12 protein-coding genes and 2 pseudogenes are annotated in these 13664 nt (G+C 67.7%); 3 read left to right on the top strand and 11 right to left on the bottom strand.

What is annotated here, in order from left to right; all coding sequences use genetic code 11:
• Window positions 1–120: 120 nt before the first annotated feature.
• Window positions 121–627: an ATP-binding protein gene (locus tag ACIRFL_RS38945; protein ID WP_404038912.1), complete on the top strand. Its 507-nt coding sequence runs from the start codon at window positions 121–123 to the stop codon at window positions 625–627.
• Window positions 628–653: 26 nt separating this feature from the next.
• Here ACIRFL_RS38945 and ACIRFL_RS38940 read toward each other — a convergent pair whose 3' ends face one another.
• The 5 genes and pseudogenes from ACIRFL_RS38940 to ACIRFL_RS38920 all read right to left on the bottom strand — a co-directional run bounded on the left by ACIRFL_RS38940 (window position 654) and on the right by ACIRFL_RS38920 (window position 4269).
• The gene (locus tag ACIRFL_RS38940) at window positions 654–1067 is read right to left on the bottom strand and encodes an NUDIX hydrolase (RefSeq protein WP_404038909.1); all 414 of its coding nucleotides are present in this window, start codon (window positions 1065–1067) and stop codon (window positions 654–656) included.
• Window positions 1064–1447, bottom strand: a pseudogene (locus ACIRFL_RS38935) (NUDIX hydrolase); the annotation flags it as partial. The gene ACIRFL_RS38940 and the pseudogene ACIRFL_RS38935, both read right to left, overlap by 4 nt.
• A 311-nt stretch (window positions 1448–1758) precedes the next feature.
• Window positions 1759–1977: a helix-turn-helix domain-containing protein gene (locus tag ACIRFL_RS38930; protein ID WP_404038906.1), complete on the bottom strand. Its 219-nt coding sequence runs from the start codon at window positions 1975–1977 to the stop codon at window positions 1759–1761.
• A 499-nt stretch (window positions 1978–2476) separates the two neighbouring features.
• Window positions 2477–3031, bottom strand: a complete 555-nt coding sequence (locus ACIRFL_RS38925) for a flavoprotein (RefSeq protein WP_404038904.1) — start codon at window positions 3029–3031, stop codon at window positions 2477–2479.
• 5 nt (window positions 3032–3036) lie between these two features.
• On the bottom strand, window positions 3037–4269 hold the full coding sequence (locus tag ACIRFL_RS38920; protein ID WP_404038901.1) for a helix-turn-helix domain-containing protein: 1233 nt from the start codon (window positions 4267–4269) through the stop codon (window positions 3037–3039).
• Between the two features lie 404 nt (window positions 4270–4673).
• Here ACIRFL_RS38920 and ACIRFL_RS38915 point away from each other — a divergent pair, with 404 nt between their 5' ends.
• Entirely contained in the window at window positions 4674–5660 is a 987-nt protein-coding gene (locus ACIRFL_RS38915) for a phosphotransferase family protein (protein ID WP_404038898.1), read from the top strand.
• A 185-nt stretch (window positions 5661–5845) separates the two neighbouring features.
• A pseudogene (locus tag ACIRFL_RS38910) lies at window positions 5846–6361 on the top strand (transposase family protein); the annotation flags it as partial.
• Window positions 6362–6428: 67 nt separating this feature from the next.
• Here the strand turns inward: ACIRFL_RS38910 and ACIRFL_RS38905 are convergent.
• The 6 genes from ACIRFL_RS38905 to ACIRFL_RS38880 all read right to left on the bottom strand — a co-directional run bounded on the left by ACIRFL_RS38905 (window position 6429) and on the right by ACIRFL_RS38880 (window position 13406).
• Entirely contained in the window at window positions 6429–7367 is a 939-nt protein-coding gene (locus ACIRFL_RS38905; protein WP_404038895.1) for a hypothetical protein, read from the bottom strand.
• 20 nt (window positions 7368–7387) lie between these two features.
• The gene (locus ACIRFL_RS38900) at window positions 7388–8356 is read right to left on the bottom strand and encodes an ATP-grasp domain-containing protein (RefSeq protein ID WP_404038892.1); all 969 of its coding nucleotides are present in this window, start codon (window positions 8354–8356) and stop codon (window positions 7388–7390) included.
• A gap of 277 nt (window positions 8357–8633) precedes the next feature.
• The gene (locus ACIRFL_RS38895; RefSeq protein ID WP_404038890.1) at window positions 8634–9779 is read right to left on the bottom strand and encodes a glycine amidinotransferase; all 1146 of its coding nucleotides are present in this window, start codon (window positions 9777–9779) and stop codon (window positions 8634–8636) included.
• A gap of 41 nt (window positions 9780–9820) precedes the next feature.
• A complete protein-coding gene (locus tag ACIRFL_RS38890; protein WP_404038887.1) occupies window positions 9821–10792 on the bottom strand; it encodes an aspartyl/asparaginyl beta-hydroxylase domain-containing protein in 972 nt (323 codons plus the stop codon).
• A gap of 26 nt (window positions 10793–10818) precedes the next feature.
• Window positions 10819–12216 (bottom strand): hypothetical protein, encoded by a 1398-nt coding sequence (locus tag ACIRFL_RS38885; protein WP_404038885.1) that lies wholly within the window; start codon window positions 12214–12216, stop codon window positions 10819–10821.
• Complete coding sequence (locus ACIRFL_RS38880) at window positions 12213–13406, bottom strand: cytochrome P450 (RefSeq protein WP_404038882.1); 1194 nt, start codon at window positions 13404–13406, stop codon at window positions 12213–12215. Before ACIRFL_RS38880 ends, ACIRFL_RS38885 begins: the two co-directional genes overlap by 4 nt.
• Window positions 13407–13664 lie beyond the last annotated feature (258 nt).

The following is a 13664-nucleotide window of genomic DNA, read 5'->3' as shown; positions in this document are numbered from 1 at the left end:
CCGCAGTTCTGCCATCTGTTCAGAGGAGAGATCCATACCTGACTCAACGATCACAGAAGCCTCAGGTTCCATGAACAGGATCACGAGACACTAGCTCCCGCCCTGCGAGAGGTCACAGCCATGCCCCGCCCATCCGGAGACTCGTCCTACGCGTTCACTGTCCCGCCGTCGGTCGAGGCGGTGCCAGCCGCGAGAGACCGCGTTGTCCACCGTGCGCAGCGAATCGGGCTGGCCCTGGATGAGGAGTTGGCCAATGACTTGCGGTTACTCACCGGGGAAGTAGTCACGAACTCGGTTACGCACACACAGGCTGCATGCGTGGTGTCCGTGCGGTATGTCGGAATGCGGCTGCGCGTGGAAGTCACCGACGTGGACCCCACTTTGGTACGTCCCTCCCAGGCCGAGCCGATGGACGAAAACGGGCGAGGACTCTTCCTCGTTGACGCATTGGCAACCAAGTGGGGCTCAGAGCGTTGCGCAGCGGGGAAAAGGACGTGGTTTGAACTGGCAGTCCCCGCTTCCGGAGCGGACAGCGGCAACGAGCCCCCCTCCCGCGCCGGCGCCGCTGCAAAGGAGCCAATGCCATTAGCCAGTACGTGTTCACGAATCGTGTATCGAGCAGCCTGATCTAGTGACCGGTTAAAATGGAAGGGCTACCTTTCCAGCGCGGCGTCGAGATAAGCCTGCACCGGATCAAAGAGGCCGTACGGCACGTACTCGGGAATCTGGGCATGATGGACCCAAGCAAGTTCAGCAAGTTCTTCAGCATCCGCGACGCGAGGAGTCCCGGACTCCACGGCACAGGCCACGTACGACATGCTTCGGCCCGTTTTGGGATGGACTCGTTCTCCGAGGAGCTTCAACGCGGTCACGGTCATGCCGACCTCTTCGAGCGTCTCGCGCACGGCCGCTTGCTCAGGGTTCTCGCCTGGCTCAATCTCGCCCGCCGGGAACTGCCACGACAGCTGACCTTCCGCGACGCGGCGACGGACCATGAGCACGGCACCGTCCTGGATCACGATCGCGGCTGCGATGCCCGGTCGCTCTTTTGTCGTCTGCTCGGTCATGCGTCTTCCTCCAGTGCCGCCAGGATCGGCGGGTAGATCGTGTCGGCGGCAATGAAGCGGCCCACCGCGTTCTTCGGTACCCAGGTCACATCTACGTTCTCAAGTACGTCGCTGTTCGTCGCGTCCCTTGCCAGGTACTCGCAGAGGAAGTACACGCACTGCACGCCCGTCACCGGATGGACGCGCTCACCGAGATTTCGCCGTACAGCACAGTGCACGCCCGTCTCGTCCAGCGTCTCGCGAACCGTCGCGGTCTCGGGCCTGACTCCCGACTTGATGACGCCGGCAGGGAACTGCCACGTGGTCCCTGAAGCGTCGTCGCCGCGACGGCAGACCAGGAGGACCTGTTCGTCACGAACGACGACTGCGATCGCGACACGCGGGGTCTACGGCTGCCTGCGGCTTGTAGATCAGCTATTTGGCTGATGCTTTTGCGATCTTGGCGGGATAACGCTCCTTGAGGGCCGCCTGAACGGCCGTCCGGCGTGGGACGTCACGACCGGCGCCGGACGGCAGCCGGCCCGTGTCTGCCCCCGTCGGGCACGGGCCGGCGCAGGGCCCATCGGCCGGATGGCCGAAGACGGGGTACGGCTGCCCGCTGCGCTACTCCAGGCCGGCTCCCCGTTCGTTGCGGCAGATGCGCTACTCGCCACCGCACTCTGAGGACAAGATCACGAGCTGAAGTGGAGTGTCAGGAGACTGTCCGCAGAGGTGGGCCTGGAGCGGCGGCCACGGGGCGGAGCATCGGCCCCGTGATGTCGACGGGTACGTTCAATCCGTCCAGGAGCACGATGATCCGGTCGATGTTGGTGAGGCGTCGCTGCCCAGATTCCAGCATCGACAGAAAAGCCTGGCTCAGCCCCGTGAGGAGGGCCATGTCCTCCTGACGGAGGTGGCCGTACTCCCGCACGAGTTGGCACAGCCTACCGAAGTCCTTGTGTAACAGGGCATCTCTGACGTCCTGGCGAGCCCATACCTGGGGTGGAACGGGGCGCGCAGGCTGTACGGCTGTGCCACTGCGGGAGCAGTTGGAACAGATGTCTTCCCTGTTGTACCGACTCAGGCGGCATCGGCAGAGGCTGCAGAGCCGGGTTTGGCTGGTTGGTGTGGGGGCGCTTCTTGTGTCGCTCACGGCGTCGCACCGCGTACCCGATGGCGTTGGGGCGGCATCAGACGAACGTCCAGACGAGTAGTCACTGCCGCCCGTAGCATCCATGCGCAGGTTCGGGTAGCTCTTGGATGCGTCGCCCCAGGTCGTTGCTCTGGGGAGCGCCGCGCCCACTCCCTGATCGGGCATCCGGTCCCTCCGTTAGCCAGTGATGCCCTCAGCCTGGCGTCAGTCAGGACGAAGGACCCGGACAGACTGTCCGGGTCCAGTTCTGCGTATTTCCAGGCTTATTGATGAGATGTCAGGAGACTGCGCTGCTGGCCTCGTCCAGTACGGCTTCCCATGGGTAAACGCGTCCTGGCATTCCGGCCCGCGGCTCGGCGAGCGGCCATACCTCGTCTCCGTAGATCAACCGCACCCCTGAATCGCGAAGGGCTCCGATGTGCCCTTCCCATGCGGGGTGGCGAGCGTGCGCGGCGTTCACCCGCGGCCAGACGACTACCGGGAGGTCCAGTGTTCCAATGGCTTCGTTGACCTGTGTCAACGCCTGGTTGTCCGAGATCCCCAGGGCGATCTTGGCGACGGTGTTGGCACTTGCCGGGGCCACGACGTAGCAGTCCACCACCGGATGCGGCCGGGAGTCACCCGGCAGACGTGATTCGGACCGTACGGGAAGTCCGGTCAGCCCCTCGATCTCCGCCGTCTCCCCGCTCGCGCGGAGCCACTGACCTGCGGTCGGTGTGAGCGTGACCGCAACCGTCCAGCCCCGTTCGAGCGCCGGGACCACGAGCCCTGTACGCAGTTCCTCAACCCCGCCGGCACTCGACCCGACGACGCCCAGCACCTTGCCCTGCATCGAACTCACTGCACCGCCCTGCATCGTTGGGCCATGGCCAGCAGCTCGGACGAGTGGCCGCCGCCCGTGACCGGGGACTGCTTCCTCAGGTCGCGAAGGGTCTCGCGTACACGTGGATTGTTCCGCACGAGTTGGGGCGAGATGTGTTCAGCCTCCTGCAGTTCGCTGAAGGACTCGTCGATGCGGCCCCTGAGGCAGAGGCCGCGGGCGTAGTCGATGCGATGGGACACGGCGCGTTCCGCCGGCATGTGGGAGACGTCGATGCCGCCATGCTCGACGACATACGGGACGTTCTCCAGGTCAAGCTCGATCGACAGGCGGTGTAGCTCGACGTTCGTCGGACCGAAGCACGTCTGCCAGTGGTTCTCGTCGGAACCGAGCTGGTCGGCGAGGCGCTTCGCCTTCTCCAACAGAGAGTTGGCGGTGTGCCGATCCTGGTGCCGTGCAGCGGCCACAGCAGCTCGCAGATGAAGCATGCCAAGCAGGCTCAAGGCGGCCGGGTCGTCGTCACGAACCTGACTGACGACCCAGGCCGCGGCGGTATCACCCAGTTCGAGGGCGTCCTCGTATCGCCCGTTGGCCAGCAGTGCGTGCGTACCGGAGCGGGCGGCGGAAACAAGCGACAGCGGGTCCTCAGATTCGTCGGCGGCCCGCATGGCGCGCTCGGCCGCGAGCCACGACAAGTCAGACTCGCCGACCTTGGCGAGGGTGGTTGCCGCCAAGTGATGCGTACGGGCCGAGACTGCGAGGCCGCGTCGCCGCTGATCGCCAGACGGAAGGTCTTCCAACTCCTGGGCAGTCCTCAGCAGACCGGGCAGGGCGGCGATGACGTCACCAAGAACGCCGGCCTGGTAGTCGCCCCAGCTGCGCTTGACGAGTACCTGCGCCTGCTCCGGCCTCGGCAACTGCCGCTCCGCCGTGGGCCCGAACAGCAGCTTGGAGAGCCGTCGAGGGCTCATCAGCGCATCGCGGACCGCTGGCACATCGTCCATATGCTTTTCCTCGTCCTCCAAGAGGACGGGCTGCCCCATCAAGTCGCCGAGCGGGACATGCAGTACACGAGCAAGTTCAGCGAGCTTGTCAATCCGCGGAGGCTTTCGTACACCTCGCTCGATCTTCGACAGCCAGTCGGTGCTGTGCCCGACAAGGCCAGCAAGGATGGACTGCGTGTAGCCCCGGCGCTCGCGGTAGAACGCGATCCGCTCTCCTATGCTGAGGTGATCACCAAGACCACGCATGCGCGCTGCCTCCCCAACTTTGGTCCGCCATTCACGGTACCCGCCGAGCAGGCCGCGAGATCAGGCAGCGATTCGGGCTGCGGTGCCGTGTTCAACGTCCGCTCTCGGGCCTAGAACAGGCCGGACACTCTGTCCGGCTATACCCACGAGTCCAGGAGGCGCCAGGGCTTTGCAGGTCCGGGAGAGCACCATCCTGTCCTTGGTGGGAACGGAGTCGCTCAGGCAGCTCACTAAAGGAGTCTCACCTCGCCGTCGGCGGCAAGTTCGCTGTCCGCCTCTCCAACTTTGCGAACCGCGATTGTCTCGAACGGATACCCTCGACGGGTTGCCTGTCCGCCGTCTGAGGCTTCAGTCGAAATTGCCCTTGGACAGGACCAGAGAGAAGCCGAGCGATGGGGAGCAGCATGGACTACCGGCCGATCGAACGCGCTTCTGAGGCGTTCCAGCAGTCGGTGACCATCAACGAGATCCAGGGGATCGGCCGACGTGTCTTCGGTGCCGACGCCCGGGTCATGTCTGCAACCGAGTTGGGCTCGGGCATGTACAACAACACCTACCGGATTGAACTCGAAGGCCAGGAGCGACCGGTCATCCTGCGGGTTGCGCCGGAGCCAGGGCGACAGTTCCGCTCCGAGCACCAGTTGATGCGCAACGAGTACGCCAGTGTGCCGTGGCTGGCGGTGATCGCACCGCTCATGCCGCAGGTGATCGCTGCGGACTGGTCGCATGAGGTGATCGGCCGGGACTACATGGTCCAGACTCTCCTCGACGGTGTCCCCGCGCCGGATCGCATCGGCGACTATCCCCGCACAGCATGGCCGACATTCTTTCGGCAGATGGGCACGATCGCCCGCGACGTGCACTCGGTATGCGGCCCGCACTTCGGTCCCGTGGCCGGTCCGGGGTACGGCAATTGGAGCGAGGCGGTGATCGCGTCTCTGGAGGAGATCGCCACTGACCTGGACAATGTCGGTCTGGACGCCGCCGACCTGCGTAAGGTCGCCGCCGTGGCCGAGCATGGGCGTGCTGTCCTCGACGAGATCACCGAACCCCGTCTTTTGAGCGGCGACCTCTGGACTGTCAACGTGATGCTCGACGGGACCGCGCCGGAGCCAACGATCACCGGGGTACTCGACATGGACCGCACCTGGTGGGGGGACAGTTCCGCTGACTGGACGATCCGGATGGCGATGGCCAAGCCTGACGAGCGGGAGGCGTTCTGGGAGACCTACGGCCTGCCGGATCGCTCTGCCGCAGGGGTGTGGCGCTCACGGATCTACGAAGCCCGGCACCTCGGCGCCATCCGCTTGGAGCGCCACCGCCTCTCCAACACCGACGGGGTACGCCAGAGCTATTCCGCGATGAGGGTGGTGCTGGCCGACCTGACCTGAGACGGCTCACTGAGCTCTTTCAGCGTGGCCACTGATCGGGTGACGGGATCGGTGCCCGCAACGCACGAGGCTCCCGTGCCGTTGGGGAGGTGTTCGAAGCCTCAACCCACAGGCACAGCAGCCGCGTTGGTTCCGTATTTCTGCCGCACTCTGACCTGCCTCACGCTCTGGTCGAGTGGGTCACCATGCTCATCGTCACCCGCGAGGGTGACCGCCGCTACAAGCTCCCACCTCACCAGCGTGCCCTGGTCGGCCTGGTGTACCTGCGCCGGCACGACACCCTCGCCCAGCTCGCTGCCGGCTTCGGTATCTCCGTCGGCACCGCCCACGCCTACACGACAGCCGTCATCGCCCTACTCGCGGACCGCGCACCCGGGCTCCTGCGGGCTCTGCCCGAAGCCGACCCCGACTACGTCCCGGTGGACGGCACCCTCGCGGAGTGCGACCGAGTCGGCGACAGCCGGGCCGACTTCTCCCACAAGCACCGCCGACACGGGGTAAACGTGCAAGTGGTGACCGACCCGGCTGGACAGTTGCTATGGATCTCGCCTGTCCTGCCCGGCCGCGCACACGACCTCACCGCGGCCCGCACCCCCCGGATCATCCGGATCTGCGAACGCCAAGGCGTTCCCATCCTCGCCGACCGCGCCTACATGGGAGCCGGCCCCTGGGTGACGACACCCCTCAGACGCCCGCCGGGCCGTGACAAATCGAATGTCGTCAATCACCACGGCCATCCTCACTCTAGAGCGGCAGCGCTGAAACAGCTCACTGGTTGGCGCCGTTCTGGGCAGCCCGTAGCTCGGTGACGAATGTGTTCTGCGTGCGTACGTAGGCGCGGAGGTCGACGTCGTGTACGAGGACGGGCGGGGAGGGTAGTAACGAGGCGCCCGCTGCGATGAGGAATACACGGGTGGTCGCGTCGGCCCCGCGTTTTGTGCGGGGGGCCTGGTACAGGAGATAGGCCGCCTGGAGCCAAGCGGTCAGTGTGGCTGCGGGAGCCGGGTGCTCGGCGGCGAGCAACGCGATGGCCTGGTGCAGGATTGCGTGCCGATCAGCCTCCAGACCGGTGGCGCAGTAGATCAGGTGCCCGTTCGTGATGATGCGGGAGGTGTCCCCTCCTCGGGCTGCGATCCGGGCGGCCATCTCGGCGGCGGCCTGATGGGCGGCTGAACCGCGCAGTAGTCGCATGCCTTCGGCGATCCGGCCGTCGGGAAGGGCGACGCGGTTACTCACGACATCGCCCTTGCACGTCTGCAGGAAGCGGGCGGTGGCGTGTTCCTCGAAGGCGCGCATGGTGCGGCTGGCCGGAGTATCGGTGCCGCCTTGGTAGGTGCGTGTGTCCGGGTCCCAGGTGGCGCCGTCCCGGAATCGGGCGGGTTCTCCGATGCGGAAGAGATTGGGGTTGTCGTCGGTGATGGGGGTCCGGAAGCGGTCTGCCCAGCGGGCGCTGTAGCGGCCGTCGGGGTGCTGGCTGCTCGCCGCAGCCCGGTACCGCCAGTCTTCTGCCGCTGTGAACGCCGCTTCGAAGGCTCGGGTTCGCTCGGCGATGTCATGGCTCCGGTGCAGCGCGCTGGCCAGGGTGTGGTGGAGGCGGGACGCCGCTCTGGCCTGATGCTGAGCGAAGCCTCGGATGATCTGTTGGGTGGCCTCGTCGTGGGTCCGCAGGAGGAGTCCTGGGACAGGGAAGCAGGCTGCGGTGATCACTGCGGGAGCGGACGGCGGGGTCAACTCTGGCTCCCGGGGACGACGGTGATGGTGATCTGGCGCAGGATGCGGTCGGCTTGGTCGTCGACGGCGCGCGGATCACGGCCGGTGACGATGACATGGCCGAGGCGGCCTCGGTTGGAGGTCACCGTGCCCACCGCCGCTCCCTCAACTGCCCGCACGTGTACGGCGGGGATGGTGGTGCTCACCGCCGGCAGGCCGGTGATGGCGGCCAGCCGTCCGGCGTGGGGCGCGGTCAGGAACCGGACGGTGGCGTACCTGCCGCGAGCCGGAGTGAGGGTGGCCGGGTGGCCGAGGGCGATGTTCCACAGGGTGCGCCACGGGTTGATGCCGAGAGCGTGCTGGATCAGGACGCCGATGTGTCCGGCGCCGAGTCGGGCTCCGATCTCCAGGACAGCGCACCGTCCGTCGGCGCGGAGGACGAGTTCGGTGTGGGTGGCGCCGTTGCGTATGCCGACTGCGGTGATCGCCCGGCTGGCCTGGTCGAGCAGGGCGCGCTCGGCGGCTGCGGACAGCCGGGCGGGCAGCGTGTGACCCAGTTCGACGCGGTGGATGCCACCGGTGGTGTGCTTGCGGGTGATGCACAGATGGGTGGTGACCCCGTGCTGGGTGACCGACTCGACGCTGAATTCGCGGCCGTCTACGTACTCCTGGATCAGGACGCGTTCGTCGCGCGGCAGCCCGTACATCACGCTCGCCGCGCGGGCCGCGTGCCAGGCCGGCTCCAGATGTTCTGGGCCGGTGACCACGGTGACGCCGGCCGATCCGGCGCCGTCGGCTGGCTTGATGACGCACGGGAAGGTGATCTGCCCGGCCGCGCACGAGCGCAGCAATCCGTCAGCGCCGTCGACGATGCGGGTGCGGGGCGTGGTGACGTCGTGGTGGGCGAATGCCTCGACCATGTCTGCCTTGTTGCGGGCGGCAGCCGCGCGGGCCGGGTCGTTGCCTGGCAGGTCGAGGCGGCGCACGCCTGCGCGAGCAGTTCGGTGAGGTACTCGTTGGTGGTGAGCACCGCGTCGGCGCCGATCCGGCGGGCGTAGCACACGATGTCCTTCAGGGCCATTTCTGGCCGGGAGAAGTCAGTGAGCAGGCAGCCGGACAGGAGTCGTTGGAGGTCGGCGCTGTAAGCGGCGTGGGTGGTGGGATTGGTGACGGCATGGACCTGGTAGCCGGAGGCGGCTGCTGTCGCGGCGATCGCGCCGGATTCGGGGCCGGCCGCCTCCAGCAGCACGACACAGGGCGGTCTCACGACACGTAGTCCACGCAGGCGCCTTCGCGGACCGTGTCGAGGGTGAAGCAGTGGAAGCCGCCGCCGAACAGCCGCCGGTGCCGGTGCCGTACGGGCACTACGGTGAAGCCCTCGGTTTCGAGGGTCTTGATCAGGCCCGTGCAGTCCTCGTTGACGAGTACCGTTTCCTCGTCGAGAGACAAGACGTTGAGGTCGATGTACGGGCTGGTGAGGACCAGGTCGGCGTCATCGTAGGCGGGGAACGCCCCCGGGTCGGGCTCCGGCGGGACGATGAACTTCCACGCCTGCAGGGCCTCGGGCAGCAGGTCGCGGATAGCGTCGTGCCGGGCGAGGAACACCCCGGGGCGCAGCGCCAGCAGCATGGAATCGATGTGGTTGTCGGCCATCCGGTGCACCCGATGGATGCGGTACCGGTCGCCGAGGTGCCGCTCCAACCAGTCCACGCCCTGGCGGTGGTTCTCTTGGGCGATGTTGACGATCAGGTCGCGGCCCAGGCGGAGGACCTGGGCGCCGTCGAGCATCATCTCGAAGCCGACGTCGTACGGGCTCGGCTGCGGGTCGGCGACCGGCTCGGTGGGGCCACCCAGGGTTGTCGCGGCATCCCTGGCGTAGGACAGGTCGAAGGAGAGATCGGTGAGGGTGGGTCGCGGCATCGTCGTCCACCGGGCGCCGGCCTCGTAGTAGCGGCGGAAGACCGGAGCCAGGAGACGGGTCTCCAGGTAGCGGGAGCGGATCGCCGGCGGAGTCTCGATGATCTCGTTGCCAAGGATCAACGTGTTGTCGCGGATGTTCAGGGCTGGGGTAGGCGCTGCCTGCCAGCCCAGTCCGGCGATGGGCGCGGCGTCCGGTGGCAGCGGCAGAGGCCGGTGCACGGTGACGCCGAGACCGGCGAGCGTGGTGGCCAGAGCCTCGACGTCCTGGTGGAGTTCCTCGGTGAAGCGCCGCTTGATGCTCCAACTCTGCGGCGTACCACCGCCTGCGCCGGCCAGGCGAGGATACGCCCAGTCGGAGCGGAAGCCGGTCAGGTTCTCGTGATGGAACAACTCGAAGGTAACGTCACGATCGTGGGACAGGTAGTTCTCGGCGGAGCCGACGATGATCTCACGCAGGGTCGTGAAGTCGTCGTAGCTGGTCAGCTGCATGGGGTTCCTCATCTGCGACGTGGCGGGATTCGGCAGGGCGGTTACCGGGTTCTCACCGCGGCTGGCAGGCGGCGTTCGGTGAGCTGGCGGCCGTGGCGGGCGCGCAGCACCACACCGTCGTCGGTGAGCTGGAGGGTGCGCTGCTCACTCCACCCGGCGAAGCGGAACTCGCTCTGTCCGACCGGAACAAGGGCGAAGGCCCTGTCGGCGGTGGTCAGGCTCAGATGTCCGTCAGCCTCGGTTAGCTGGACGGGCTGAAGGGGACCGTCCAGCGGCTGGTCGTGATCGAAGTCGGTGAGACCGCGCGGGAGGTTGGCGGTGTACGGGAGTGTGATGGGGCAAGGCGCGGCTGCCGGAGCGGGCTGGTTGAACAGCACGTCGGCGCGGGCGAGGGCGACCTGCCAGTCGGCGGGAAACAGCGCGGCCAACTCGCGGGTAAGCAGGGCGTCGATGACTGCGTGCACCCGGGTCGCCGGTGCGGTGTTGCGCACCAGGTGCTCCCGGGAGAAGTCCCCGTACCAGAACTCGCCCGGCTGCCAGCAGTGCTCCACACCGTCGAGGATGAGAACAGCGCCGAGGTGGGTGACGAGCGGGATGTGTAGGCGCACGAAGCCGCGGTGCAGGGCGTACTTCGGGTCGCGATGGGGCCGGGAGGCGGCTCCAGGGCCGAGCGCCATCAGCCGTACGGCGTTCAACGGTGCCGGAATTCCATCGAGGATCTCGCGCAGGTACGGCAGCCTCTCCATCCAGACGGTGGGCGCGAAGTCGACCGGGCCGGCGCCGCCCGGGTCGGTGCGGTCCGGGTCGCCACCAGGGCTGCGCAGCGGCAGCACCCGCCAGTCGATGGCGGCCGCTTGGCCGATGCTCCCGCCGGGGGCGTGGATCCGTTGGGGCTTCCAGCGGTGGCCGGTGACCCTGGCCAGCTCGCTTTGGAGACGGACGGCGTCGAACGAACAGGCGAGCCGAGCCGCCTCGGCGAGCGGTGCGGGCTGGGTGCGTTCGGGTGCGCTCATCACGGATTCCCTCTCCAGGTCCGAGGTCAGCAACGGGGCCGGGCTGGTACGCCGACGTGGTCGCTCGCGGCGTACGTGTCCGCGGGCACGGCCGCGAACCGCTGGTCGAGCGCTTCCCACATCGCCTGGCGGTCGGCGTCGGTGGCGTAGGCGAGGCAGAACACGAACTGGGCGCGCCCGGGTTCGAGGGGGATGACTGGCATGGAGACGATGACGCCGGTGCGAGTGGCGGGGTCGTAGCCGCAGCCGAGCTCATGGACGGCCTCAAGAAAGGCGTCGAAGTCCGGGACGGCCCAGGTCGGAGGGACGTGGTACTCCACCACCGACCGCTCGGGGGTGGCTGCGGTGTCGACGATGCGGTGGGCGATGACCCGGTAGATGTGCTGGCTTCCGGAGACCTGCGCGTTGACCTCGGTGAACACCACCCGTCCGTCGGGCAGTGCGATTGCGTCCGCGCTCAGATGCCCGCGATAGCCGAGCGCCCGGTAAACCTCCGCCAGCCGCGTCCCGCCCTCCAGCAGCTGCATACGGATCTTCTCGTCCATCCCGCGCAGGGGCACGATCTGGTGGCTCAGGCGGCGCCCGACGTACAGCAGCGTCCCCATCTCCGTCGGCCGCGTTCCGTCGTCGGCGGCGTAGTGCTCGGAGTACACGGACGCCGCGTCAGGTAGGAACTCCTCGATAACGACTGGGAACCGGCCGGACGCGGAAGCCCAGTCCCAGCGTTCCTTCCAGTACGCCTGGATCGCCTCCCTGTCCGCGCTGTCGAGGTGGTGGATGTGGCGCGCGCCGACGTGGTCGGACGCGAGGGAGGCGTCGCGTACTAGGAGCTGGTTGCCCACGCCCGCCCCGTTGTGGGCCTGCTTGACCATGACGGCGCCGGCCTCGTCCAGCAGGATGGTGGCGGCGTCGATGGCTTCCCGTTCGCTGCGGGCGACGGCTCCGGCGGGGATCGGCACCCCGGCTCCGGCCGCGAGCGCCCGGAAGGTCGCCTTGTTGTTGCCCAGCTCTCCACCGCTCTGAGCGAAGAAGGCAGCCCCTGGGAACCGGTCCCCGATGCCCAGCGCGACGGCAAAACGGGCCACGTGCGCCGACGGCCACAGAGCGAAGACCTCCTCGACGCCGCCCGGCCCCCGCTCACCGAGTACGTCGAGGACGGTACGGACGAACTTGTCACTGGTGAGGCTCTCGGGATCCAGCAGGTGGCCGCCGTAGCGGCCGTCCGGGGGCACCAAGATATGCAGACTGCCCGGGTCCACGCCCGTGAACGCGGCCTGGTAGGTGAGGAACTGCGGGTCGGGCTGGTCACACAGCACGACCAGGTCGCCTGCGCGGGCAAACCACAGCACACGCTGTGTCCAGGCCCGCAGGTCGCCGCGGTCGCGGATGGCGGGGTCGATGTGATTGCCGATCAGGATCCTCACCTGGGTACTCCCATCTCAGGGCGGAAGGCGGCGGGCAGCACGTCGAAGGCGCGCATGGTCGCGGTGCGGCGGCGCTGCGGCTCGGCAACCGCCTTCAGGGGCGCCGGGTACTCCAGCAGACTGGACACCAGGGCGCGCAGGGCCATCTGGGCGGGCACCGTGCCGATGCAGGCGTGGGTTCCCCAGCCGTAGCCGAGGTGCCGGTTCGGCGAGCGGTCCAGGAACAGCCGGCCGGGGTTGGGGAACTGAGCCGGGTCGTGGTTGGCAGCGGCGAACAGGACCGTCACGGTCTCGCCCACCGTCACAGTGACGCCACCGATCTGGCAGGTCTCGGTTGCGATCCGGCTCGTGCCCTGCACCGGCCCGTCGTAGCGCATGAGTTCGTCGACGCCGCTGCGGAGCAGGTCCTGATCGCGCATTCGCTGAAGGGCGTGGGGGTTCTGCAGCAGAGAGTGCACGGCGTTGCCGATGGCCGCGACCATCGTGCTGTAGCCGCCCTGGAACATCACCCGGGCGGTGTTGCGAACGAAACGGTCGAGGCCAGCATCGGCGGCATGGCCGGCCTGCTCACGGACGAGCGATAACAGTCCAGGTCGGCCGCTGGTAAGGAACCACGACTCCACCAGCGCGCTCAGCTCCTGCCGGGCGATCCGGCCCGGTTCGACGACGGATGGATCGAGGCCGCCGTCCATGCTTCTCATGATCGCGTCCGACACTTGGGCGAAGGAGCCGTAGTCGGGCTCGTCAACGCCCAGCAGGTCCGAGATGACCGCCACCGACAGCGGCGCCGCGACTTCCGCCATCACGTCAAACTCCGCGCGGCCGGAGAGTCGGTCGAACCGGGCGGCCAGCAGTTCTCGGGCACGCACCTCGATGGCATCGAGGTCCTGGGCCCACAGCGCGTTCATGAACAGTGAGCGCACGGGCGCCTGTTGCGGCGGGTCCAGCGACTGCACGCTCAAAGACGGCTCCGGCACCTGGGCGCCCATGCGCCGCCGGTCGCGGGCGAACCGGGTGTGGTCGCGGAGCACGGCGACACAGTCCGCGTACCGGGTCACGGCCCAGGACCGCATGCCCTCATGCCAGAACACCGGCGTGGTCTCCCGCAGCGCGGCAAGACGCGGGTACGGGTCGGCGAGCGTCGCCGGAGCCAGGGGGTCATACGTGAGTACGGGGATCGTGGGTGGCATGGGCTCTCCTCGGGAATCAGGACAGAGTGTCCAGAGCAAGCCGGGGCCAGTGGGTGCCGGCCCCGGCTCGGCGCCGGGTATCAGTGGTCGTACGTCATGGCCGTACTCCTTCCCCTTGTTGCTGGTTGGCGGCGGTGCAACAGGCCCGGAGGACCATCCCCGGGCGACCCGCCCTTGGACGGGGCGGGAGTCCTGAGTGGGCGGGTGGTTCATAGGCTGGTCTGCTGCGGTAATGCACAGCTGGGCCCAGCTCCTTCT

Source organism: Streptomyces sp. NPDC102462, assembly GCF_044765425.1.
Classification (GTDB): domain Bacteria; phylum Actinomycetota; class Actinomycetes; order Streptomycetales; family Streptomycetaceae; genus Streptomyces.
The sequence above is the reverse complement of the archived record's forward strand: the minus strand, read 5'-3'. Positions and strand labels throughout refer to the sequence as shown.